This is a genomic window from Paraconexibacter antarcticus (assembly GCF_024220175.1).
GTDB classification, from domain to species: Bacteria; Actinomycetota; Thermoleophilia; order Solirubrobacterales; family Solirubrobacteraceae; genus Paraconexibacter; species Paraconexibacter antarcticus.
In genome coordinates, this window is record NZ_CP098502.1 from 2734943 (window position 1) to 2758641 (window position 23699).

The window sequence follows — 23699 nt, forward strand, 5'->3', positions numbered from 1 at the left end:
CGGGCCGCGGCCCCGCTCCGGCCGGCCCCGCCCCGACCGGCCCCCGCGCGCCGTCGTCCATAGACTGCGCCGTATGTCGCTGCAGGACCGTTCCCGCTTCGAGCCCGCCGAGGTCGAGCCCCGCATCACCGCCGCCTGGCTCGGCTCCGGGCTCGTGCATCCACCCGCGGAGGGGACGGCGGCCGAGAACTTCTCGATGGCGATCCCGCCGCCGAACGTCACGGGTGCGCTGCACATGGGCCACGCGCTCAACGGGTCGATCCAGGACACGCTCGCGCGCTGGCATCGCATGCACGGGCGCCGCACCCGCTGGATCCTCGGCACCGATCATGCGGGCATCGCGACGCAGACCCAGGTCGAGAAGCTCCTGAAGTCCGAGGGCTCCGGCCGCGAGGAGATCGGCCGCGAGGCGTTCACCGAGCGCGTCTGGGAGTGGCGGGCCCAGTACGGCGGGACGATCGTCGAGCAGTTCAAGCGCCTCGGCGCGACGTGCGACTTCGAGGCCGAGCGCTTCACCCTCGACGAGGGCTACGTCGAGGCGGTCCTCACCGTCTTCGTCCGGCTCTACGAGAAGGGCCTCATCTACCGCGACAACTACATGGTCAACTGGGACCCGGGCAGCCGCTCGGCGATCAGCGACCTCGAGGTCGAGGAGCGCGAGGTCACCGACACGCTCTTCGCGATCGCCTACCCGCTCACCGACGGCAGCGGCGAGGTCGTCGTGGCGACCGTCCGGCCGGAGACGATGCTCGCCGACACCGCCGTCGCGGTGAACCCCGACGACGAGCGCTACACGCACCTCATCGGCAAGAGCGTGACGCTGCCGCTCGTCGGCCGCGAGCTGCCGATCATCGCCGACGAGTACGTGAAGACCGACTTCGGCACGGGCTGCCTGAAGATCACGCCGGGTCACGACCCCAACGACTTCGAGATCGGGCGCCGCCACGGGCTCGACGAGCTGAGCGTCATCGGCGAGGACGGCTGCATGCTGCCCGAGGCGGGGGAGGCCTACGCCGGCCTGTCCGCCGCCGACGCCCAGCGGAAGGTCGTCGAGGACCTCCGCGCGCTCGGCGCCCTCCGCGCCGAGGACCCCTACACGCACACCGTCCCGTTCAGCCACCGCTCGGGCTCCCGCATCGAGCCGCTCGTCTCGCTGCAGTGGTTCATGCGGATGGACGAGCTCGCTGCGCCCGCCCGGCAGGTCGTCGCCGACGGCCGCGTCCGCATCCACCCGGAGTCCCAGCGCCGCCGCTACGACGAGTGGCTCGCGAACATCCGCCCGTGGTGCATCTCCCGCCAGCTGTGGTGGGGCCACCAGATCCCCGTCTGGTACCGAGGAACCCCGCCCACCCAGGAGACGTACGTCGGCATGACGGCGCCCGAGGGGGACGGCTGGACGCGCGACCCCGACGTCCTCGACACGTGGTTCAGCTCGGCGCTGTGGCCGTTCGCGACGCTCGGCTGGCCGCGCGAGACGCCGGAGCTGCAGGCGTTCTACCCGACCGACGTCATGTCGACGGGCCGCGACATCCTCTTCCTGTGGGTCGCCCGCATGGTGATGATGGGCCTCGAGTTCACCGGCGAGGTCCCGTTCACCGACGTCTACAACCACTCCGTCATCCAGGCGCCCGACGGCCGCCGGATGAGCAAGTCGCTTGGCACCGGCATCGACCCGCTGGCGCTCATCGACGGCGGCCCGCGCCCGCCGGTCTTCGCGAAGCGGCCCGGGGACGATCCCGGCGAGTTCCCCGCCTACGGCGCCGACGCCGTCCGCTTCGGGCTGCTCGCCATGTCCTCCACGCAGGACGTCCGCTTCAACGAGGAGAAGATCGCCCAGGGCCGTGCGCTCGGGAACAAGCTCTTCAACGCCACGCGGTTCGCGCTCCTGAAGGTCGAGGGGATCGACGCCGCCGTGCTGAGCGGCGGCCCCGGCGCGGAGGCCGCGCGAGCGCCGGAGGACCGCTGGATCCTCAGCCGCCTGCAGGCGATCAAGGCCGAGGCGGCGCAGCGGATCGGCGAGTTCGACTTCTCGAAGCTCTCGCTCGCGCTGTACGACTTCGTCTACGGGGAGCTCTGCGACTGGTACCTCGAGCTCATCAAGGCCCGCGAGGTCGACGCGGACCTCGCCGCGACGCTCCTGCACGTCCTGCGCGAGACGATCGCGCTCGTGCACCCGGTCATGCCGTTCGTCACCGAGGATCTGTGGGCCGAGCTGCCCGGCCACGACGGCGGGCTGCTCGCCGAGGCGTCGCTCCCTGCCGCGGACGCCGCGCTCCGCGACGACGCGGCCGAGGCGCAGGTGTCGGCGCTCATCGAGGCCGTCACGACCGTCCGCTCGTGGCGGGGGGACGCGGGCGTCGCCGCCGGCGCGATCCTCGACGCGCGGCTCACCGGCGACGGCTACGGCGAGACCACCGCGCTGCTCGCGCGCCTCGCGCGGCTCGACCTCGACCAGCCCGCGGACGCGGCCGGCGCGGCGACGATCGTCATCCCGGGCGGGACCGTCGAGATCCTCGCGTCGGGCGCGTTCGACCCGTCCGAGGCCGCCGCGAAGACCGAGGCGCAGATCGCCGACCTGCAGAAGGAGATCGCCCGCGCCCGCGGCAAGCTCGGCAACGACGGGTTCGTCGCGAAGGCCCCGGCCGCCGTCGTCGACGCCGAGCGCGCGAAGCTCGAGCGGCTCGAGGCCGAGGTTGCGACCCTCCGGGCGCAGCTCCCCGAGGGCGCCGCGTGACCCTGCGCTCCGCCGGCGCGAGCCCGAGCATCGAGGAGGCCGAGGCGCACCTGCTCGGCCTTGAGCTCTTCGGCATGCGCTTCGGGACGGGGCGCATGCGGCGCCTGCTCGCCGGCCTCGGCGACCCGCAGCAGCGCTTCGCCTCCGTCCACGTGGTCGGCTCGAACGGCAAGTCGTCGACGACGCGGATGATCGCCGCGCTCCTCGCCCGCCACGGGCGACGGACGGGCGCCTACCTCTCGCCGCACCTCGTCCGCTTCGGCGAGCGGATCCTCGTCGACGGGGAGGACCTCGGGGACGCGGAGTTCGCCGCCGCGATCGGGCGCGCCGCGGCGGCCGCCGCGGAGGTCGACGCCGACGCCGCCGCCGACGACCACATCACGCAGTTCGAGCTCCTCACCGCCGCGGCGCTCGACGAGCTCGCCCGCGCGGACGTCGACGTCGCCGTCGTCGAGGCCGGCCTCGGCGGGCGGTACGACGCGACGAACGTCCTGCCCTCCGCGGTCCAGGTCCTGACGAACGTCGGCCTCGAGCACACCCGCTGGCTCGGGCCGACGATCGCCGACATCGCGGCGGAGAAGCTCGACGTCGTGCAGCCGGGGGCGACGCTCGTCGTCGCCCGCAGCCTGCACCGCGACGCGCTCACCGTCGCCGAGGCGGTCTGCGCCGAGCGCGGCGCGACCCTCGTCCTCGCGCCCGACACGCCCCCCGTCCCGGTCGACCTGCGCGCCGGCGGCACCTTCCAGCGCGCGAACTTCCCGCTCGCCTGCGCGGCGGCCCGCGCCTTCCTCCGGCACGACCTCGATCCCGGCGCCGTGCGCGCGGCGGCGGCGACGACGCTCGTCCCGGGCCGCTGGCAGCGGATCGACACCGGACCGGACACGATCCTCGACGGCGCGCACAACCCCGCGGGGTTCGCGGTGCTCGCCGAGACGCTGCGCGAGGTCCTCGGGGGGCGACGGCTCGTCGCGGTGCTCTCGATCCTCGACGACAAGGACGCGGCGGCGATGCTGCGCGAGCTGCTCCCGCTCTGCGCCGAGGTCGTCTGCACCCACAGCGCGAACCCGCGGGCGCTGCCGCCGTCGACGCTGCAGTCCCTCGCCGCGCAGCTCGGCTGGCCGATCACGCGACTGGAGAGCGACCCGCCGCGGGCGCTCGCCCTCGCCCGCGAGCTCGCCGGGCCCGACGGGCTCGCGCTCGCCACGGGCTCGCTGTACCTCATCGCCGACCTCCTGCGGCCGGCCGACGGCCGGAGGGCCTCCAGCCTGTGATGAACGACGACGACGGCCCCTCGGTCCTGCTCATGATCGTCGGCGTGGCGGTCATCGTGGCGCTCGTGATCCTCGTGTTCTTCGCCGCGGGCTACCTCTTCGGACGGCAGTACCTGTAGGCGTGGGCGGGCGCCGGACACGCGCGCTCGGAGCGCTCGCCGCGATCGTCGCGGGCGGCGCCGTGGCGACGGTCCTCGCGCCGCCGTCCGCCGCGCAGGCCCCGGCGGCGACGAGCGGGTTCCTCGTCGCCTCGCGGAACGAGACGGGGTACGTCGCGCTCGGGATCTTCGGGCAGACGCCGGGGTCGACGGCGCGGTTCTTCGAACGCGAGGGGACGGGGGAGGCCGCCCTCGGCGCGCCCGTGACCGTCGACAGCCGCGGCTTCGCGCCGTTGTCGCGGGCGGTCACGTGGCGCTGCGACCGCCCGGTGCGGAGCTTCACGGCGACGGTGACGACGCCCGCGGGCCAGGTGCTCACGGCCGACACCGACATCCGCACGCCCTCGTGCCGCAGCCGCCTCGCCGTGACGGCCCCCCGTCACGTCGCCCGGGGCGCGCTCGTGCGCGTGCGCGTCGTCGACACCTGGAGCCTCGGCGGGGACCCGGTCCGCGTGTGCGTCTCGGGCGCCGGGCTGACCCACCGGTGCCGGACGACGGCGCTCGTCGCCGGGCGCCGCGGCGTGCGGCTGCGGGTCCGCCCGCCGCGGGACGGCGAGGTGCGCGTCGCCGTCGCGCTCGCCGGCCACCGCACCGTCCTGACAACCGCGTCCGGGACCGCGAAGCCCCGCGCCCGCACGACCGGGCCGGTCCTGCTCACGACCGGCGACTCGACGATCGAGGGCATCGACAGCGTCCTCGAGGACGACTTCGGCTCGGCCGCCCGCGTGCGCACCGAGTCGGCGCCCGGCACCGAGCTCAGCGGCTTCGGCGGCGCGGGGTGGACGCGGCGGGCCGCCTCGCAGGTCCGCCGCCTGCACCCCCGCGTGACCGTCCTCTCGCTCGGGGCGAACGAGGGATTCGGGAACGCGCTCCCCGACGGCCGGACCGTCGACTGCTGCGGGGACGAGTGGGTCGGCGAGCTCGCGCGGCGCCAGCGCGCGCTCATGCGCACGTTCCTCCAGCACGGTCGCGGCCGGGTCGTCTGGATCCTGCTGCCCGCGGCGCGGTCGGCCGCGAAGTCCGCGGTCATCGACGCGGCCGACCGGGGCGTCATCGCCGCCGCGAAGGGGCTGCCCGGCGTCCACCTCGTCGACCTGCGGCCGCTCTTCTCGCCGGACGGCCGGTTCCACCAGACGATCGAGTCCGGCGGGCGCACCGTCGACGTCCGTGCGCCCGACGGGGTGCACCTGAGCGCCGCGGGCCAGGCGCTCGCCGCCGAGGCGGTCCGCTCGCTCATCGTGCGCGAGGGGCTGCTCGACACGCCGTGAGTGAACGGTGCCTCCCGCCTCGACGCCGCCTCAGGCTCTAGAGTCCCCCGCTGTGACGCACCTCGCAGTGTTCGGCATCAGCAGCGGCGGCCTCAACACGGCCGTGAAGCTGCTCATCCTGTTCCTCGTCGTGATCTGGCTCGCGCTGGTGTACTACACGTACGCCGACGCCCGCCGGCGGATCGCCGATCCGATGCTCATCGGCTGCGCGACGCTCGCGAGCTTCTTCCCGTACGTCGGCACGATCATCTACATGATCGTCCGCCCGGCGGAGTACCTCGACGACATCCGCGAGCGTGAGCTCGAGATGCAGGCCGCCGAGGCACGCATCCAGCGCCTGGACTACTTCCTGTGCCCGCACTGCGACTACCAGGTCGAGAAGGACTTCATCCGCTGCCCGAACTGCACGCGGAAGCTCAAGGATCCCTGCGTCACCTGCGCGAAGCCCCTCGACCCCGAGTGGCGCCTGTGCCCGTATTGCGAGACCGAGGTCGTGCACGCCGAGGGCCCGCGGCGGCGGCGCCGCCGCCGCTCCGAGGAGGGCGACACCTCCTCCGGGCCGCCCGTCGAGGCCTAGCCTCTCGCGGCCGCCGCTGCCCGTCCTGAGCGGCGCCGGCGGAGGACCCTGAGCCAAGACGCACCGCGGACGCCCCGTCCGTAGCATCCGCGACCTCATGGAACAGACCCTCATCCTCGTCAAGCCCGACGCCTTCGCCCGCGGACTCACCGGTGAGATCCTCTCCCGGTTCGAGCGCAAGGGCCTGAAGATCACGGCGCTGAAGCTCATCCACACGCCCCGCGAGACGGCGGAGACCCACTACGCCGAGCACGCCGAGCGGCCGTTCTTCGGTGAGCTCGTCGACTTCATCGTCTCCGGCCCGCTCGTCGCCCTCATCCTCGAGGGCCAGGACGCGATCAAGGCCGCGCGCCAGCTCATCGGCGCGACGAACCCGCTCGAGGCCGCCACGGGCTCGATCCGCGGCGACTTCGCGATCGAGATCGGCACGAACATGGTGCACGGGTCCGACTCGCCGGAGTCGGCCGCCCGTGAGATCGGCGTCTGGTTCCCCGAGCTTTAGGCGCCCGGCGAGCCCCATCGCGACGTCCCGCGCCACCTGACGCGACCCGCGTGGAGCTCGCCGACCTCATCGCCGCGAAGGCCCGGGCGAGCACCGACCCGCTCGTCCTGGCCTCCGCCTCGCCGCAGCGACGGGCGATCCTCGAGCAGCTGGGCGTGCCCTTCGAGGTGCGCCCGGCCGACGTGCAGGAGGCGGCCGCCGGCGAGCCCGAGGCCGTCGCGCGCGACAACGCCCTGCTGAAGGCGACCGTCGTCGCCGGCCTCTGCCCGGACCGGACGGTCCTCGGCGTCGACACCATCGTCACGCTCGACGGCGAGATCTTCGGCAAGCCCGCAACCCCGGAGGCGGCGGCCGCGACGCTCCTGCGCCTCCAGGGCCGCGAGCACGCCGTCCTCAGCGGCATCGCCGTCGCGGTGGGGACCCCGGGGGACGTCCCGCGCGCCCGGGTGCAGCAGACGCTGGTCCGCTTCGCGCCGCTCACGACGGCGCAGATCGCGGGCTACGTCGCGACCGGCGAGTGGCGCGGCCGGGCCGGCGCCTACGCGATCCAGGGTCGCGGCGCCGCGATCGTCGAGGAGATCCATGGCGACTACCTGAACGTCGTCGGCCTCCCGGTGCCGGCGCTGCGGGCGCTTCTGCCAGGCCTGCTGGGCGTCTGACACGCCGTCAGCGCGAATTGCAGCGACATTTCGGCGGTGCAAGTCCACGGCCACGGGCCTGAGGGACGCGGTGCCCCGCTAGAGTGGGCGCCGGACGTGGGCACGCATCCGTCGCGCCGACGTCCCTTTTTCTGCGCGCATGGGCATGTTCTCCTACCTCACCGGATTCGGCGGCCGCGACATGGCTGTCGATCTCGGCACCGCCAACACGCTGGTCTACGTCCGCGGGCGGGGCATCGTGCTGAGCGAGCCGTCCGTCGTCGCGATCGACTCGCGCACGGGGGAGGTCCACGCCGTGGGCATCGAGGCCAAGCGCATGCTCGGCCGCACCCCGGGCACGATCCAGGCGATCCGGCCCCTGAAGGACGGCGTCATCGCCGACTTCGACGTGACGGAGGAGATGCTCCGGCACTTCATCCAGAAGGTGCACCAGAACCGCTTCGCGCACCCGCGCGTCGTCGTCTGCGTCCCCTCGGGCGTCACCGGCGTCGAGAAGCGCGCCGTCGAGGAGGCCTGCCTCTCCGCCGGCGCCCGCCAGGCCTACCTCATCGAGGAGCCGATGGCCGCCGCGATCGGCGCCGGGCTGCCTGTCGGCGAGCCGACCGGCTCGATGGTCGTCGACATCGGCGGCGGCACGAGCGAGGTCGCCGTCATCTCCCTCGGCGGCATCGTCGTCAGCCAGTCGATCCGCGTCGGCGGCGACGAGCTCGACGACGCGATCATCAACTACGCAAAACGCGAGTACAAGCTCCTGATCGGTCAGCAGACCGCGGAGGAGGTGAAGCTCGAGATCGGCTCCGCCTACCCCATGGAGGAGGAGGTGCAGGCCGAGATCCGCGGGCGCGACATGGTGTCGGGCCTCCCGAAGACCGTCGTCCTGACGAGCGAGGAGATCCGCCAGGCGCTCGAGGAGCCCCTGTCGCAGATCATCGACGCCGTCAAGGAGACGCTCGACCGCACGCCGCCCGAGCTCGCCTCGGACATCATGGATCGCGGCATCATGCTCGCGGGCGGCGGCTCCCTCCTGATGGGCCTGGACGAGCGCCTGCGCGAGGAGACGCAGATGCCCGCTCACCTCGCCGAATCACCCCTGACCTGCGTCGCGGTCGGCTCCGGACGATCTCTCGAGGAGTTCGAGGTCATCCACCGCGCCAACAAGACCTCTCGTGGCCGGACGAAGCGGCGCTACTGATGGGCCGGGGCGTCATCATCGGTCGCCCCCGCTGCGACCCACGCCCCGCTCCGGAGTACTTCTCTAGGTGTATGACCGTAAGACGATCCGCCGCCGGCGCGCCGTCCTCGCGCTGCTGGTCGTCAGCTCCGTCGTCCTGCTGACCGCGTCCTTCGGCGGCAACGGTGGCGTGGGCTCCGTCCAGCGCGGGGTCTTCGAGATCGTCTCGCCGATCCAGGACGTCGCCAGCCGCTCGCTGAAGCCGTTCCGCGACCTCTTCGGCTGGTTCGGGGACACGTGGCACGCGAAGGGCGACAACAAGACGCTCGTGAAGACACGTGACCAGCTGCGCGAGCAGAACGGCTCGCTCCAGGCCGAGGTGCGCAAGCTCAAGGAGCAGTACGGGATCAACCGGGTCATCGCGACCGCGAACATCGGGAATCTCGGCCCGGTCGAGGCGCGCGTCGTCGTCGCCTCGCCGACCCTGCTGTTCCAGAAGGTCACGATCAACAAGGGCGCGGGGGACGGCGTCCGCAGCGGCCAGCCGGTCGTCACGGCCGGCGGGCTCGTCGGCAAGGTCGACGTCGTCGTCGGCGGCTCGGCGACGGTCACGCTCATCACCGACCCGCGCTTCGGCGCCGGCGTCCGCCTCGCCCAGTCCGGCATCACCGGCACGATGACGGCGTCCGGCGGCGACCCCGAGGACCTCATCGTCGCGACGACGAAGCAGAACGCGCCGGTGTCGGTCGGCTCGACGGTCGTCACGCGGGGGACGAGCACCGACGTGCGGCTGCCCTCGCTCTTCCCGCCGGACATCCCGATCGGCAAGGTCACGACGGTCGACGACGCGGGCACCGACACCCAGCGCGTCCACGTCAAGCCGTTCGTCGACGTGCGCAACCTCGACCACGTCATGGTCCTCACCCGCGACGCCGCCACGGTCCCGTGAATCCGTACGCCGCCCCCGTCGCCGGCCGCCTGACCATCCTCGGCTTCGTCGTCTGCATCGTCCAGCTCGCCGCCGTCTCGCAGCTCGACTTCTTCGGCGCCCACGCCGACCTCGTCCCGCTCGTCGTCGCGATGACGGGTCTCCTGCTCGGCTCGCTGCCCGGGGCCGTGCTCGGCTTCGCCTGCGGCTTCTTCGTCGACTGCGCCCTCATCCAGACGATGGGCCTCTCGTCGCTGCTCTACCTCGCAGTGGGGTACGGCGCGGGCCGCCTGCGCGAGGTCCGCGACCCCCAGGCCGCCGCGGTCCCCGCGGTCGTCGGCGGCGCCGCCACGACGGTCGTCACCGTCGGCTACGCGCTCATGCAGTTCATGCTCGGCACGCCGATCAGGGTCACGGGGCTGCTCGTCGGGCAGATCTTCGTCACGATCCTGGTCAATACCCTGCTCTCACTGCCCGTGTACGCCGCGGTCAGGCGCTGGCTGCTCCCGGTCATGCCGGACGACCCGCGCCGGCGCCGCCGCCGCGCCCAGACGACCCGCCTCTCGCCGCTCTCCCGGGCCTGAGGCCCCGAGACCGTGATCGACCCCGTCTCCCCAGACCACCGCCCGCCCGTCTCGCCCCAGCTGGCGCTGCGCGTCGCGGCGCTCGGGGTCGTGGCGTGCGTGCTCTTCGCGGTCATCTTCTTCCGGCTCTGGTACCTCCAGGTCCTCTCCGGCGACCAGTACCTCGCCCAGGCGCAGACGAACAAGGTCCGCGTCGAGCCGCTGCCCGCGCCCCGCGGGGCGATCGTCGACCGGGACGGCGAGCCGATCGTCGAGAACCGCCTGGCGATCGTCGTGAAGCTCAAGCCCGAGTCGCTGCCCGTGAGCGAGAAGAAGGCCGCCGCGCTGTACGGCGACGCGGTCATCGCCCGCTCCAAGCGCGCGAAGGGCAGGCAGGGCCCGCCGATCGTCATCCCCGCGACCCCGCCGGATCTCCAGGGCCGCTTCGCCCGGCTCTCGCGCACGCTCCAGGTCAAGACGCGCGACATCCAGTCGTTCGTCATCCGCGGCCTGTTCCTCGCCGGGTACGCGCCGGTGACGATCAAGACCGACGTGTCCGAGGACGTGCGCACGTACATTGCCGAGCGCCAGGACGAGTTCCCCGGCGTGTCGGTCGAGACGACGTTCCTGCGCCAGTACCCGGACCGCACGCTCGCCGCCCAGCTGCTCGGCACCGCGAGCCAGATCTCCCCGGACGAGCTGAAGACGAAGGAGTTCGAGGGCGTGCCCGCCGGCAGCATCGTCGGCCAGAGCGGCATCGAGCGCACCTACGACCAGTACCTCCGCGGCCGCGACGGCAAGGAGCGCCTGCTCGTGGACGCGCAGGGCAACCCCCGCGGTGAGGGCGTCACCGTCCCGCCGAAGCCGGGCAGCGACCTGCAGCTCACGCTCTCGCTCAAGCTCCAGCGGGCGGGGCAGACCGCGTACGGGAACGTCGCCGGCCCGAACCCCGGCGCCTTCGTCGCGCTCGACCCGCGCAACGGCGACGTCCTGGCCATGGGGTCCTTCCCGACCTTCGACCCGAACGTCCTCGTCGGCAACATCTCGCAGAAGAAGTACGACGCGATCTTCAACCAGGGGACGACGCCGCAGTTCAACCGGGTCATCGGCGCGCACTACGCGACGGGCTCGACGTTCAAGCCGATCACGGCGATCGCCGCGCTCGAGTCGGGGAAGATCACCACGACCGAGAAGATCGACGACACGGGCTGCATCAAGATCGGGATCCAGCAGCGGTGCAACGCGAAGCACGAGGTCTTCGGGCCCGTCGACATGCAGAACGCGATCCGGGTCTCGTCCGACATCTACTTCTACACGCTCGGCGAGCGGACGAACGCCGGCCCCGATGCGCCCCACGGCGGCCCGATCCAGGCCGTCGCCCGCCGGTTCGGCTTCGAGCACACGACGGGCATCGACCTGCCCGGCGAGGCGAAGGGCCTCGTGCCCGACCCGGCCTGGCGCACCCGCGTTGGCCAGGAGGAGACGGCCTGTCGCAGGAAGAAGCACATCCCGGACAACGCATCCGGGCCGGCCGCCGCGGCGGGCGGGTGTGGCATCTCCGACCGCCGCCCGTGGTCGATCGGCGACAACGTCTCGCTGTCCATCGGCCAGGGCGACCTGCAGGCCACGCCGCTGCAGGTCGCGGTGGCCTACGCGGGCATCGCGGAGGGGGGCCGGGTCCCGACCCCGCGCCTCGGCGCCGCCGTCCTCGACGACAAGGGCCTGCCCCTCCAGAAGCTCCCGCCGAGCGGCGCCCGGCGCGTGAAGCTCGATCCCAGCTACCGTGACACGATCATGGCCGGTCTCCACGACGCCGCGAGCGCGCCCGGCGGTACCTCGACCGCGGTCTTCGCCGGGTGGAACCAGAGCCGCTTCCCGATCTACGGCAAGACCGGCACCGCTCAGGTCGCCGCCCAGCCGAACGACCAGTCCTGGTACGTCGCGTACTCCTACGACGGCCCGGACCACAAGCGCCCGATCGTCGTCGCCGTCACCGTCGAGAACGGCGGCTTCGGCGCCGCGAAGGCCGCCCCGATCGCCTGCCGGATCCTGAAGGCGTGGTTCGGGAAGGGCGCGAACGTCGGCGCCACCTGCGTGCCGGGGAGCAACGCCTCGCTGTGAGCACCGTCCCGTCCGTCACCGAGCCCCGCCGCTCGCGGACCTCCCGGGTCGGCGGGAGCGCCGCCGCGCCCCCGCGACGCCCGCTGAGCCTCGTGCTGCCGTTCGACCCGGTGCTCGCGCTCGCGACCCTCGGGATCTGCGCCTGCTCGCTCGTGACGCTCCACACGGTCAGCGCGCGCGGGCTGCCGGACGGCTACTACATGAAGCGCCAGGCGATCTACTTCGCCGTCGGACTGCTCTTCGCCGCGGTCCTCACCCGGATCGACTACTCACGGCTGCGGGAGCTGAAGTACGGCTTCTACGGCTTCATCATCCTGTCGGTCGTCGCGGTGAAGTTCGCCGGCAACGACGCGCTCGGCGCGCGCCGCGCGATCCAGCTCCCCTTCTTCTCCTTCCAGGCCTCCGAGCTCGGGAAGATCCTGCTCGTCGTGGCCCTGGCGGGGTTCCTCGTGGACCGCGCCCGGGCGCTGCACGCCCCGTCGACGACCGTGCGCCTGCTGGCGCTCGCCGGGGTCCCGGCGGGGCTCGTGATGATCCAGCCCGACCTCGGCTCGTCGATGGTCTACGGCGCGATCGTCCTCGCCCTCCTGTTCATCGCGGGCATCCCCGGCCGCTACTTCGCGGCGATGGGGGCGTGCTTCGCGATCCTCATCACCGGGGTGGTCGTCGTCGCGCCGATGGCGGGCGTGACGGTCCTCCACAGCTACCAGACCAACCGCCTGACGGCCTTCCTGCACCCCAACGACAACAACAGCGACATCGCGTACCAGCAGACGCAGTCGCGGGTGGCCATCGGCTCCGGTGAGAAGACCGGCCGCGGCGACCGGGCCACCCAGACCTCCTACAACTTCCTCCCGGAGCACCACACCGACTTCATCTTCTCGGTGGTCGGCGAGCGCTGGGGCTTCATGGGCGCCGCGCTGGTGCTCTCGCTGTACTCCCTGCTCATCTGGCGGGGCCTACGGGCGCTGACGGTGGCGAAGAACCTCTACGGCGCGCTGATCGCCGGCGGCATCACCGCGATGCTGCTCTTCCAGGTCTTCATCAACGTCGGCATGACCGTGGGAATCATGCCGATCACCGGGATCCCCCTCCCGCTCATGAGCTACGGGGGCTCATCGGTGATCACCACCTTCCTGGCCATCGGCCTGCTGCAGTCGGTCTACGCGCAAGGGCGCGCCTCCACTGCCGGCAAGGGCCGAGTGCTGGGCTTTTAGTTTGAGAGAGTGAGAAAGCCTTGAGAAAGCAAGTGCTGGTCAGCGTGGACCGGGCCGAGACCCGGATCGCGCTGCTGGAGGCCACCGGAGAGGTGGCCGCGAACGGCGGCGGCGGTCGCCGCGGAGGCGGGCGCGGAGCCCGCGCCAAGCCGCCGACGAACCGCGTGGAGGGCTACCGCGTCGCCGAGCTGTACTTCGAGCGCCGGGGCAACCGCTCCATCGTCGGCAACATCTACAAGGGCAAGGTCGACAACGTCCTGCCCGGGCTCGAGGCGGCGTTCGTCGACATCGGGCTCGACAAGAACGGCTTCCTCCACGTCGACGAGATCGTCCTCCCGGGCGTCGAGACGGTGCGCCGCGGCCGGGGTCGCGACGACGGCGGCAAGAAGATCTCCGACCTCCTCAAGCCGGGGCAGGAGATCGTCGTGCAGGTCGTCAAGGACCCGCTGAAGTCCAAGGGCGCGCGGCTGAGCATGGACCTCACGGTCGCCGGCCGCTACATGGTCTACACGCCCACCGGCGAGGGCGTGGGCGTCTCCAAGCGCCTCGACGACAAGGAGCGCGAGCGGCTGCGCAAGGAGGCCAAGGGCCTCGACCTCGGCGGTGGCGGCGCGATCGTCCGCACCGCCGCGCACGGGGCGACCCGCGCCGACTTCGAGCGCGAGCTGCAGTACCTCTTCAAGCTCCACGAGGTCCTCCAGTCGCGCGTCGACACGACGCCGGCGCCGGGCCTCGTCTTCCAGGAGGCCGACCTCTCCGTCCGCGTCGTGCGCGACATCTTCGCCGCCGACTTCGAGCGGGCGATCGTCGACGACGAGGGCCAGTACCAGCGTCTCGTCTCGTTCTTCTCGCGGACCGCCCCCGAGCTCGTCGAGCGCGTCGAGCTGTGGCAGGAGTCCACGCCGCTGTTCGAGACGACCGGCGTCGACGAGGTCATCGACGGCCTCATGTCCAAGCGCGTGGACCTGCCGTCCGGCGGCTACCTGCTCATCGACTACGCCGAGGCCGGCACGGTCATCGACGTGAACTCCGGCTCCTACGTCGGCCGCGGCAAGCAGGCCCGCCTGGAGGACGTCATCACGAAGACGAACCTCGAGGCCGCCGAGGAGGTCGTCAACCAGCTGCGCCTGCGCGACATCGGCGGCATCATCGTCATCGACTTCATCGACATGGCCCGCGCCCGCAACCGCGATGCGGTCCTGAAGACGCTGCGCAAGTCGCTCGACGAGGACCGCACGAAGACCTTCACCGCGGAGATCTCGCGCCTCGGGCTCGTCGAGATGACGCGCCAGAACGTCACCGAGGGCGTGCGGGAGATCATGTCCCGCACCTGCCCGACGTGCGACGGCGAGGGCGTCATCCGCTCGGAGGAGACGATCGCGATCGACATCGAGCGCAAGCTCCGCGAGGTCGCGCTGCGCGCCCCGCGCGACGTCGAGGCGTTCCTCGTCCGCGTGCACCCGGGCGTCAGCGCCCAGTTCACCGGCCACGGCGCCCGCGTCCTGCACGCGCTGGAGAACGAGACCGGCAAGCTCTTCCACTTCACCGGCAGCGAGGGGCTGAAGCTCGGCCACTTCGACGTCGTCCTCGAGGGCTCCAAGGACGAGGTCTCCGAGGAGGCGATCCCGTTCGACGTCGGGGACGAGGTCCTCGTCAACATCGTCGAGCCGCACATGTACAACGTCGACGACGCCGTGGCGAAGGTCGACGGGTACATCATCAGCGTCGTCGGGGGCGGCTCGTTCGTCGGTCAGAAGCACCTCGTGCGCATCGAGGACGCCGGCCGCACGGCCGCGTCGGCGGTGCTCGTGGGGGAGGACGGCGAGGTCATCGAGGCGCCGGACCGCGTCTCCGGGGCCGATGGCGTAGAATCGAAGCCTCGGCGCCGTGGCCGCAGAGGCGGACGGCGCCGTTCGGCTGCCGCGGCCAGTGCGGCGCCTGACCCCACTTCCTCGGAGTAAGCAGAACATGTACGCGATCGTCAAGACCGGTGGAAAGCAGTACCGCGTCGAGCCCGGCCAGAAGCTCCTCGTCGAGCGCCTGCCCGTGGAGGCCGGTGGCTCGGTCGATCTCGAGCCGCTGCTCTTCTCCGGCGACACCACCGTGTTCGACAAGGACGGGCTGGCGAAGGTCAAGGTCGGCGCCACCGTCGTCGAGCATCTCCGTGGCCCCAAGCTCACGGTCTTCAAGTTCAAGCCGAAGCGCGGCTACAAGCGCAAGACGGGTCACCGCCAGGAGCTGACCCGTATCGAGATCACCACCATCACCGCAGGGAGCTGACTGACACATGGCACACAAGAAGGGCCTCGGCTCCTCCCGCAACGGTCGCGACTCCAACGCGCAGCGCCTCGGGGTGAAGAAGTTCGCCGGTGAGATCGTCACCGGCGGCGAGATCATCGTGCGTCAGCGCGGCACCCGCTTCAAGCCGGGCGCCGGCGTCGGCATCGGCAAGGACGACACGCTCTTCGTGAAGGAGCCCGGCACCCTCTCGTTCGTCGAGAACCGCCGCGGCCGCGTCGTGAGCGTCATCCCCGCCGAGAGCGCCGAGTAGCAGCTGTGTCGCGATCCCGGGCCCTCCTCGTCGCGCGACTCATCGCCGCGGGCCGGGTGGCCTTCGGGGTCGCACTCGTCGCCAAGCCGGAGCAGACGACGCGCCGCTGGCTCGGCGGCAGCGCCGCCACGGCCGGCACCCAGGCCGCCGTCCGCGGCCTCGGCATCCGCGACCTGCTGCTCGGGGCGATCACGCTCCACACGCTGAACCACCCGCAGGTCGGGCCCCGCTGGGTCGCGACCTGCGCCGTCGCCGACTCCGTCGACCTCTTCGCGACCGTCGCCGCCCGCGACGAGCTGCCGTCGAGCGGCGTGGCCGGGACGGTCGCCCTCGCCGGCGGCACCGCCGCCGTCAGCGTCGCGATCGCCGGCGTCCTCCGGCGGACGGCGCCGCCCCTCGAGGCCTGACCCGCGCCCGGCGGCCCGGCCGCCGGCCTGCAGCACCCGTGTACGTCGGCGTCGCCCGCACCGATCACCCCGAGGCCCGGGAGATCGTGCCGTCGGCCCACTGCGTCCAGCGCTTCCGCCGCCGCATGCCGATCCGCACCGCCGGCATCGCCCCGGTCGCGCGGGTCCTCCTCGACGTGCTCGAGGCCACCGACGTGTCCGGCTGGCCGCCCGGCTGGGCCGTGAGCGACCGGCCGACCGGTCCGGGGACCCTGTGGGCCGTCACGGGCGACCTCGCCTTCCCGCTCGCCCCGTCGGGAACACCCGGCCGCTGGGTCGCGCTGACGTGCCTGCGCCGCGGCGATTGATCCGCCAGGGGGCGGCGCCCGCAGAAGGAGACATGTCCCTGATCTCCGCCTCCGGTTCCCGCACGCTCGCCCTCGCCGGCCTCTCCGGCCTCGCCCTGCTGACGGGCTGCGGCTCCTCCGGCGGGTCGGGCAGCAGTTCGACGCCCGCCGCGTCCACGCCCGCCGCGTCCACGCCCGCCGCGGCGACCTCGACGCCGGCGGCCGCGTCCGGCGGGGCGGTGGCGATCACCTACAAGGACTACTCGATCGATCCCGCGCAGGTGACGGTGAAGGCCGGCACGAAGATCACCTGGACGAGCAAGGACGCCACCGTCCACAACGTCGTCTTCAAGGACGGCGATCCCGAGAAGTTCACCTCGAAGGACCTCAAGCAGGGCCAGTCGGCGACCTTCACCCCGACGAAGCCCGGCGTCTACAAGTACCTCTGCACCTTCCACGCCGCGAGCATGCAGGGCACGCTCACCGTCACCGGCTGACCCGCCGCAGCCGCGCCGTGCGGTCTGGTGGGGGCATATCCCCCACAAGGCCGCACGCCGGCGGGTAGGGGCCGCGCCGTGCGGTCTGGTGGGGGCATATTCCCCACAGGGCCGCACGCCGGCGGGTGGTGGGCGGCACGCCGGAGGGTGGCGGGCCGCACGCCGGAGGGTGGCGGGCCGCACGCCGGCGGGTGGTGGGCGGCACGCCGGAGGGTGGCGGGCCGGCTAGGGCGTCCCGAGGCGCCCGAGCGGCCAGTAGCGCAGCGACGCCTGGCCGATGACCCAGGCGCGCGGGATCGGGCCCCAGAAGCGGCTGTCGTCCGAGTTGCCGCGGTTGTCGCCCATGAGGAAGACGTCGCCGCGGGGGATTGTGATCGCCCGCGGGAAGTCGCACCCGTCGTCGGGCCGACACGGCAGCGTGTAGGCGTCGCGCTCGCGCACCCCGTTGCGGATGACGTGCCCGCCGCGGATGGAGATGCGGTCGCCGCCCACGGCGACGACCCGCTTCACGAACGTCGTGCTGGCTCGCCGCGGGGTCGGCGCCGGGCAGGCGCGGCCGTTGCGGTCCTGCACCCCGCAGCGCGCCGGGACCGCCTCGGCCCCCGCCGGCGGGGTGAAGACGACGACCTGACCGACCTTCGGGGCGGAGCCGAGCCGGTGCGACAGGCGGTTGACGAGGACCCGGTCGCCGACCTTGAGCGTCGGCAGCATCGACTCGCTCGGGATCCGGTACGGCTTCACCGCGTAGGCCTGGACCGAGAGGGCGAGGCCGACGGCGAGGGCGACGATCAGGACGAACTCGAACAGCTGCGCGTGGCGGCTACGGGCCGGGGCCTCGGGCATCGGGCCATCGTAGGCGGTCGGCCCCGTCAGAGGCGCAGGATGGAGTCCGCCGGGCCGGCGAGGATCCGGTCGATCGCCTCGGCCGGCATCGGGTGCGCGTAGAGGAACCCCTGCGCGAGACGGCAGCCGAGCGCGCGCAGCGCGAGCTCCTGCTCCGGCGTCTCCACGCCCTCGGCCACGACCGCGATCCCGAGGCTCTGGCCCATCGACAGCACGGCCTGGAAGATCGCGGCGTCGGGGCCGGTCTCCGCGATGCGGGGGACGAACTCACGGTCGACCTTGATGACGTCGATCGGGTACCGGCGCAGGTAGGCGAGCGACGAGTAGCCGGTGCCGAAGTCGTCCAGGGAGATCGAGACGCCGAGGCCCTTGAGCCGCTCCAGCGTCTGCGCGCTCGCCTCCGGATCGTCCATGAGGACGCTCTCGGTGATCTCGAGGAAGAGGGACGACGGGTCGATGCCGGAGCGGGCGATCGCGAGCGCGACGGTGTCGACCGTCGAGGGGTCCATGAGCTGCCGCGCCGACAGGTTGACGGCGATCGCGAGCGGCCGGCCCTCCGGGCGCGCCGCCTGCCACGTCGCGGCCTGGGTGCAGACCTCGTGCAGGACCCAGGCGCCGAGCGGGCCGATGAGCCCACCGTCCTCGGCGACGGGGATGAACTCGGCGGGGCCGAGGAGGCCGCGGGTCGGGTGCTCCCAGCGCACGAGCGCCTCGACGCCGTGGATGTGGCCGTCCTCGAGGTCGATGAGCGGCTGGTAATGGACGCGCAGCTCGTCGGCGCCGAGCGCGGAGCGCAGCTCGTTCTCCGTCCGCAGGCGGAAGAGCGCCTTGGCCCGCATGAGCTCGTCGAAGAGCTCGTAGCGGCCGCGGCCCCGCTCCTTCGCGCGGTACATCGCGGCGTCGGCCTCGCGGACCATGTCCTCGGCGAGGCGGTACTCCCCGACGGCGAGCGCGATGCCGATCGACGCGGTGACGACGTGGTCGGCGCCGTTGACGACAAACGGCCGGTCGAGCGCCTCGATCGTCCGCAGGGCGATGTGCTCGGCCTGGCCCGCGTCCCTCAGGTCGTCGCAGATGATGACGAACTCGTCGCCGCCGAAGCGGGCGACCGTGTCGCCGGGGCGCAGCGTGGTCGCCAGGCGGGTGGCCAGCGCCTGGAGCAGGTCGTCGCCCGCGGAGTGGCCGAGCGAGTCGTTGATGAACTTGAAGTGGTCGAGGTCGAGGAACAGCACCGCGACCGCGTTGCCCCGGCGGGCGCACTGCGCGAGCGCGAGGCCGAGGCGGTCGACGAAGAGGACCCGGTTGGGCAGGCCGGTGAGCGGGTCGTGCAGCGCCTGGTGGCGGATCTCCTGGGCGGCGCGGTCGCGGTCGATCGCGTTGGCGAGCAGGTGCGAGATCGTGCGCAGGAAATCGAGCTCGTCGGTGGTGGCCGTGTGGACCTCGTCCCAGAACAGGCAGATCCATCCGTAGGCGCCGCCGGGACCGGCGATCGGGACGCTCGCCCAGGCCCGCAGCCGCGGATCGGTCAGCGCGGCGGGCATGCCGTCGCGCCCGGCGATGGACCAGTCGGCGACGGTCAGGGGATCCCCCTGGGAGAGGCGCTGCGCGACGTCCGGGTGGTGCGGGAGCCGGTGGTGCAGGAGCTCCTCGGAGAACCCGTGGCCGCCGCGGACGCGGGCGGCCTCCCCGTGGGGCTCGATCTGGGTGACCAGGCCGGCGCAGCCGTCGAGGGCCCGGGCGGCCGCGGCGATCGCGACGCCCATGAGCTCGTCGACCGGCAGGCCCTCCAGGGCCTGCTGCCCGAGGTCGGAGATGATCGCCTGGCGCTCGGTGCCGCGCTCCGCCGCGCGCCGGCTCGCGCGGAGCCCTTCGCGGGCGTCGCCGAGAGCGACGGCGGCCGCCGCCACCTCCCGCTGCATCTCGTTGAACGAGTCGGCCATGTGCCCGACCTCGTCGCCGCTGCGCACGTCGATCGTGATGATCTCGGTGCTCGCCTTGGCCGCCTCCATGTCGCCGCGGGAGAGGGCGCCCATGGCCCGCGTGAGGTCGGCGACCGGCCCCCGGGCGAGGTGCCCGGCGGCGTCGGCGACCTGCGAGACGGCGTGGGCGATCATGCCCGGAAGGACGAGCCCGACGCTGACGGTGAGGATCGCGACGGCGACGAAGATGTCCTCGAGGACGGCGACGAGCGCCGGGTCGCTCGTGGCGTCCACGTGGTGCACGGCGAGGAGGTAGCCCACACCGTCGAGGACCATCACGCCGACCATCGCCCCGGTGAGCTTGGAGTGCAGCGAGTTGAAGAACGAGCGCTCGTCGCCCGCGGGCGAGGCGCGATGGTCGTGGTAGCGGCGCCACGCGTAGAGCAGCGAGCCCGAGTAGGCCATCCCGAGCGAGGCGATGACCGTCGGCAGGCCGAACTGCTGGAGCCCGAGCAGGGTCGCCGCGAGCCACACGGTGGCCGCGACGGCGCCCATCCCGACCGTCCAGCGGGGCGCGCGGTAGGGGCGCGGCATGTGTGGTGCGTTGCGGCGCAGGAGCCACACCGCGATCGACGGCATGCCGATGCCGATGAGGTAGCAGAAGTTCGCGGCGGCGATGACCCACGGCGGGTCGCCGGACATGAGGAACGCGATCGCGAGCAGGGCGGTGACGACCGTCGCGACCCAGGGGGCGTCGTGCCGGTTGCGCCGCGCGAACGCGCGAGGGAGGAGTCCGTCCTCGGAGAGCTGCGACATCGTGCGGGCGGCGCCGGCGAGCGGCTGCAGCGACCCGTGGAACATGTTCAGCACCATGAACCAGACCGCCGCGGCCTTCGCCCCGCCGGCGAGCAGGGGCGCGAACGTCGGGCCGAGCGTGTGCATGAGCTCGCCCTCCAGCCCGCCGCGTCCGATGACCCCGAGCCAGACGACGGGGATCGCGACGAAGTAGAGCGTCGCGATGGTGGCGGCGAGGTACATCGCCTTCGGGACGGTGCGGAACGGGTCCCGCGTCTCCCCGACGTGGCAGGCGGCCGCCTCGAAGGCCGGGGCGGCGAACCCGATGAGGTAGAGCCCGGCCATCGCGCTCGTGACCATCCCGAAGACGCCGTGGAAGGGAAGGTCGAGGTGGAAGCTCGTCGCCCGGGTCCAGTCGACGTGGCCGGCGAGGACCGGGACGGCGACGGACAGCAGCGCGAGGGTCACCGAGGCGCAGGCGATCGGGATCGCCACGCGCGAGGCCCAGCGGACGCCGACGAGGTTCACCGTCATGAAGGTGAGGACGATCGCGGCGGCGAGGAGCTTCACCGGGACGCCGGGCAGGTACCAGTCGTGGAGGGCGGCGCTGCTGAGCAGGGCGGTGAGCCCGCACGTCGGGATCCAGCCCCACCAGTACGACACCCCGGTGAGGTTCGCGAGGACGGGCGAGTAGGGGCGGAAGGCCTCCGCGCAGGTCGCGGAGATGCCGCCGACGCGCTCGGGCCATATGAGGACGAGCTCGATCCAGCCCGGAAGGGCCATCCAGCTGAGGATGAGCCCGGCGACGAGCAGCGGGACCGCCGCGGTGCCCTGCGTCGCGACGATGGCGCCGATGAGGAAGAGGCTCTGGTTCGAGCCGCCCATCGCGAGCGCGACGGTCCCCGCCCAGCCGAGCGTGCGCGGGTGACGCCGCGGCACGGCGGGCGGGGGAGGCACGTCGGACTGCTGCACCAGCCCGATATCGGCGGGCTTGATCCGCCGATGTAGGCCTTGGACGAATGTGTGACGGAAATCGACTGAACCCGGAACGGCGCCCGGGCCGCGTTCCCGGCGTCTACGTCCCCTGCGCCGTCGGGCGGATGAGGATCTCGTTGACGTCGACGTGGGGCGGCTGCCCGACCGCGTACATGACCGCGCGGGCGATGTCGTCGGCGTGCAGCGCGCCGTCGCCGGCGCCGTTGTCGAAGAACGGCGTGTCGACCATGCCCGGCTCGATGAGGGTCACGCGGACCCCGGTGTCGTTCAGCTCCTGGCGGGCGGACTCGCCCATCGCCGTGACCGCCCACTTCGTCGCCGAGTACAGCGACCCCGGCAGCGCCCGGCGGCCGGCGACCGAGCCGGTGAGGAGCAGGTGCCCCTTCGTCTCGGTGAGCTGGGGGATCGTCGCGCGGATCGTGAGCGCAGCGCCGTAGACGTTCGTGAGGACCATCGCCTTCCAGTGCTCGGGCGACTCGTTGAGGAAGCCCCGGCTCGCGCCGAAGCCGGCGTTCGCGAAGGCGATGTCGAGGCGGCCGAACGTGTCGACGGTCGTCTTCACGAGCGCCTCGACCTGGTCCCACTCGGTGACGTCGCAGGCGACGGCGAGCGCGTGGTCGGCCCCGCCGAGCTCGGCGGCGAGGGCCTCGAGCTTGTCGGTGGAACGGGCGGCGAGGACGACGCGGTGGCCGGCGTCGACGGCGTGGCGGGCGGTCGCGGCGCCGATGCCGGTGCTCGCGCCGGTGATGAGGAAGACCTTCTGCGGGGTGGAGGACATGCGGGTGAGGCTAGCCGCGCGCCCGAGCGTGCGACCATGGGGAGGAGCAATGCTCTACGACAAGGCCAGGATCTTCGTGCAGGGTGGTGGGGGCGGCGACGGATGCATGAGCTTCCGCCGTGAGGCCCACGTGCCCATGGGCGGCCCCGACGGGGGTGACGGCGGCCACGGGGCCGACGTCGTCTTCGTGTGCGACGACTCGGTCCGCGACCTGCAGTCCTTCAAGCGCCGCGCGCACTACAAGGGCACCCGCGGGCGCCACGGCGAGGGCGCCCAGCGCCACGGCGCCAGCGGCGAGACGCTGCTCGTGCCGGTCCCGCCCGGCACCGAGATCACCGATCTCGAGGGCACGGTCCACGACCTCATCGTCCCCGGCCGCCGCGTCGTCATCGCCCGGGGCGGCTCGGGCGGCCGCGGCAACCGCTGCTTCGTCTCGTCCACGCGCCAGGCGCCGCGCTTCGCGGAGCGCGGCCTCCCGGGTGAGGAGGGCTGGGTCGACCTGCGGCTGAAGCTCCTCGCGGACGTCGGCCTCGTGGGCGTCCCGAACGCCGGCAAGTCCTCGCTCCTCTCGCGGCTCACGCGGGCGGCGCCGAAGATCGCCGGCTATCCGTTCACGACGCTCGAGCCGATCCTCGGGACGCTCGACGGCGCCGAGCGCCAGCTCATCCTCGCCGACATCCCGGGGCTCATCGAGGGCGCGTCGGAGGGCCACGGCCTCGGCCACGAGTTCCTCGCCCACGTCGAGCGCACCCGGCTGCTCGTCCACGTCCTCGACCTCGAGCCGCTCGACGGCTCCGACCCCGAGGACAACTACCGCACGATCGAGCACGAGCTCGTGCTCCACGACCCGCGCCTCGCCGCGCTGCCGCGGATCCTCGTCCTCTCCAAGGCCGACCTCGTGAGCCCCGAGAAGGCCGAGGAGGCCCGCGCGCGCTGGCAGGCCCGCTTCGACGCCGACGTCCCGCCGCGCGAGGAGTGGGAGCCGGAGGACCCGTTCGCCGCGACCCCGGTGCTCGTCACGTCGGCCGCGACCGGCCTCGGCCTCGACGAGCTGACCCTCGCGCTCTTCCGCCGTGTCCCGCTGCTCGAGCCCGGCGAGGCCGCCGGCATCGCCGCGGGCGGCAGCGCCCCGACGGGCGACGAGCTCGACGCGCTGCCCGCGCACCAGACCTTCCGGCCGCGGGTGCGCAAGGGCTGGGAGGTCGAGCAGGGCGACGAGGAGGGCCTGTGGCGCGTCGTCGGCCCCGACGTCGAGCGGCTCATCGCCCGGCACGACATCGAGAACGAGGACGCGATGGCGCACGTCGAGCACCGCCTGCAGAAGATGGGCGTGCTGCGCGCCCTCGACGAGGCGGGCTGGGAGCCCGGCGACGACCTCGAGATCGCCGGCATCGTCTTCGAGCTCGACGCCTGAGGGA

21 protein-coding genes are annotated in these 23699 nt (G+C 72.8%); 18 read left to right on the top strand and 3 right to left on the bottom strand.

Annotated features, from left to right (window positions below; translation table 11 throughout):
• Nucleotides 1-73 precede the first annotated feature (73 nt).
• The 17 genes from NBH00_RS13450 to NBH00_RS13530 all read left to right on the top strand — a co-directional run bounded on the left by NBH00_RS13450 (nt 74) and on the right by NBH00_RS13530 (nt 16950).
• Complete coding sequence (locus NBH00_RS13450; RefSeq protein ID WP_254569105.1) at nt 74-2734, top strand: valine--tRNA ligase; 2661 nt, start codon at nt 74-76, stop codon at nt 2732-2734.
• Nucleotides 2731-4005, top strand: coding sequence for a bifunctional folylpolyglutamate synthase/dihydrofolate synthase (locus NBH00_RS13455; protein ID WP_254569106.1), 1275 nt, complete (start codon nt 2731-2733; stop codon nt 4003-4005). Before NBH00_RS13450 ends, NBH00_RS13455 begins: the two co-directional genes overlap by 4 nt.
• A 121-nt stretch (nt 4006-4126) precedes the next feature.
• Entirely contained in the window at nt 4127-5431 is a 1305-nt protein-coding gene (locus NBH00_RS13460) for a DUF459 domain-containing protein (RefSeq protein ID WP_254569107.1), read from the top strand.
• 52 nt (nt 5432-5483) lie between these two features.
• On the top strand, nt 5484-6008 hold the full coding sequence (locus tag NBH00_RS13465; protein WP_254569108.1) for a zinc ribbon domain-containing protein: 525 nt from the start codon (nt 5484-5486) through the stop codon (nt 6006-6008).
• Nucleotides 6009-6105: 97 nt separating this feature from the next.
• Complete coding sequence (gene ndk, locus NBH00_RS13470) at nt 6106-6510, top strand: nucleoside-diphosphate kinase (RefSeq protein ID WP_254569109.1); 405 nt, start codon at nt 6106-6108, stop codon at nt 6508-6510.
• A gap of 50 nt (nt 6511-6560) precedes the next feature.
• Nucleotides 6561-7169: a Maf family protein gene (locus tag NBH00_RS13475; protein ID WP_254569110.1), complete on the top strand. Its 609-nt coding sequence runs from the start codon at nt 6561-6563 to the stop codon at nt 7167-7169.
• Between the two features lie 139 nt (nt 7170-7308).
• Nucleotides 7309-8361: a rod shape-determining protein gene (locus NBH00_RS13480; RefSeq protein ID WP_302182632.1), complete on the top strand. Its 1053-nt coding sequence runs from the start codon at nt 7309-7311 to the stop codon at nt 8359-8361.
• A 67-nt stretch (nt 8362-8428) separates the two neighbouring features.
• On the top strand, nt 8429-9289 hold the full coding sequence (mreC, locus tag NBH00_RS13485) for a rod shape-determining protein MreC (protein WP_254569111.1): 861 nt from the start codon (nt 8429-8431) through the stop codon (nt 9287-9289).
• The gene (gene mreD / locus NBH00_RS13490) at nt 9286-9852 is read left to right on the top strand and encodes a rod shape-determining protein MreD (protein WP_254569112.1); all 567 of its coding nucleotides are present in this window, start codon (nt 9286-9288) and stop codon (nt 9850-9852) included. The genes mreC and mreD overlap by 4 nt, the downstream gene beginning before the upstream one ends.
• A gap of 12 nt (nt 9853-9864) precedes the next feature.
• Nucleotides 9865-11952, top strand: a complete 2088-nt coding sequence (locus NBH00_RS13495; protein WP_254569113.1) for a penicillin-binding protein 2 — start codon at nt 9865-9867, stop codon at nt 11950-11952.
• The gene (gene rodA / locus NBH00_RS13500) at nt 11949-13169 is read left to right on the top strand and encodes a rod shape-determining protein RodA (protein ID WP_254569114.1); all 1221 of its coding nucleotides are present in this window, start codon (nt 11949-11951) and stop codon (nt 13167-13169) included. Before NBH00_RS13495 ends, rodA begins: the two co-directional genes overlap by 4 nt.
• A 44-nt stretch (nt 13170-13213) precedes the next feature.
• On the top strand, nt 13214-15130 hold the full coding sequence (locus NBH00_RS13505; RefSeq protein WP_254569115.1) for an Rne/Rng family ribonuclease: 1917 nt from the start codon (nt 13214-13216) through the stop codon (nt 15128-15130).
• A 7-nt stretch (nt 15131-15137) separates the two neighbouring features.
• On the top strand, nt 15138-15449 hold the full coding sequence (rplU, locus tag NBH00_RS13510; RefSeq protein ID WP_254569116.1) for a 50S ribosomal protein L21: 312 nt from the start codon (nt 15138-15140) through the stop codon (nt 15447-15449).
• Nucleotides 15450-15456: 7 nt separating this feature from the next.
• A complete protein-coding gene (gene rpmA / locus NBH00_RS13515; RefSeq protein WP_254569117.1) occupies nt 15457-15720 on the top strand; it encodes a 50S ribosomal protein L27 in 264 nt (87 codons plus the stop codon).
• A gap of 5 nt (nt 15721-15725) precedes the next feature.
• A complete protein-coding gene (locus NBH00_RS13520; RefSeq protein WP_254569118.1) occupies nt 15726-16127 on the top strand; it encodes a hypothetical protein in 402 nt (133 codons plus the stop codon).
• Nucleotides 16128-16165: 38 nt separating this feature from the next.
• Complete coding sequence (locus NBH00_RS13525) at nt 16166-16474, top strand: hypothetical protein (protein ID WP_254569119.1); 309 nt, start codon at nt 16166-16168, stop codon at nt 16472-16474.
• Nucleotides 16475-16506: 32 nt separating this feature from the next.
• A complete protein-coding gene (locus tag NBH00_RS13530; protein ID WP_254569120.1) occupies nt 16507-16950 on the top strand; it encodes a cupredoxin domain-containing protein in 444 nt (147 codons plus the stop codon).
• A gap of 225 nt (nt 16951-17175) precedes the next feature.
• On the opposite strand, the gene lepB is transcribed toward NBH00_RS13530, so the two are convergent.
• The 3 genes from lepB to NBH00_RS13545 form a co-directional block, all read right to left on the bottom strand.
• Nucleotides 17176-17793, bottom strand: a complete 618-nt coding sequence (gene lepB, locus NBH00_RS13535; RefSeq protein ID WP_254569121.1) for a signal peptidase I — start codon at nt 17791-17793, stop codon at nt 17176-17178.
• Between the two features lie 26 nt (nt 17794-17819).
• Entirely contained in the window at nt 17820-21479 is a 3660-nt protein-coding gene (locus NBH00_RS13540) for an amino acid permease (protein ID WP_254569122.1), read from the bottom strand.
• A 103-nt stretch (nt 21480-21582) separates the two neighbouring features.
• Complete coding sequence (locus tag NBH00_RS13545; RefSeq protein WP_254569123.1) at nt 21583-22281, bottom strand: SDR family oxidoreductase; 699 nt, start codon at nt 22279-22281, stop codon at nt 21583-21585.
• A 49-nt stretch (nt 22282-22330) separates the two neighbouring features.
• Between NBH00_RS13545 and obgE the strand changes: the two genes are divergently transcribed.
• Nucleotides 22331-23695 (top strand): GTPase ObgE, encoded by a 1365-nt coding sequence (gene obgE, locus NBH00_RS13550; RefSeq protein ID WP_254569124.1) that lies wholly within the window; start codon nt 22331-22333, stop codon nt 23693-23695.
• Nucleotides 23696-23699: the final 4 nt, after the last annotated feature.

What these genes read in the sequence shown, in the direction of transcription:
- NBH00_RS13450 (WP_254569105.1), top strand. Translation starts at nt 74, where the DNA reads ATGTCGCTGCAGGACCGTTCCCGCTTCGAGCCCGCCGAGGTCGAGCCC.
- ndk (WP_254569109.1), top strand. Translation starts at nt 6,106, where the DNA reads ATGGAACAGACCCTCATCCTCGTCAAGCCCGACGCCTTCGCCCGCGGA.
- NBH00_RS13480 (WP_302182632.1), top strand. Translation starts at nt 7,309, where the DNA reads ATGGGCATGTTCTCCTACCTCACCGGATTCGGCGGCCGCGACATGGCT.
- rplU (WP_254569116.1), top strand. Translation starts at nt 15,138, where the DNA reads ATGTACGCGATCGTCAAGACCGGTGGAAAGCAGTACCGCGTCGAGCCC.
- rpmA (WP_254569117.1), top strand. Translation starts at nt 15,457, where the DNA reads ATGGCACACAAGAAGGGCCTCGGCTCCTCCCGCAACGGTCGCGACTCC.
- NBH00_RS13530 (WP_254569120.1), top strand. Translation starts at nt 16,507, where the DNA reads ATGTCCCTGATCTCCGCCTCCGGTTCCCGCACGCTCGCCCTCGCCGGC.
- lepB (WP_254569121.1), bottom strand. Translation starts at nt 17,793, where the DNA reads ATGCCCGAGGCCCCGGCCCGTAGCCGCCACGCGCAGCTGTTCGAGTTC.
- NBH00_RS13545 (WP_254569123.1), bottom strand. Translation starts at nt 22,281, where the DNA reads ATGTCCTCCACCCCGCAGAAGGTCTTCCTCATCACCGGCGCGAGCACC.
- obgE (WP_254569124.1), top strand. Translation starts at nt 22,331, where the DNA reads ATGCTCTACGACAAGGCCAGGATCTTCGTGCAGGGTGGTGGGGGCGGC.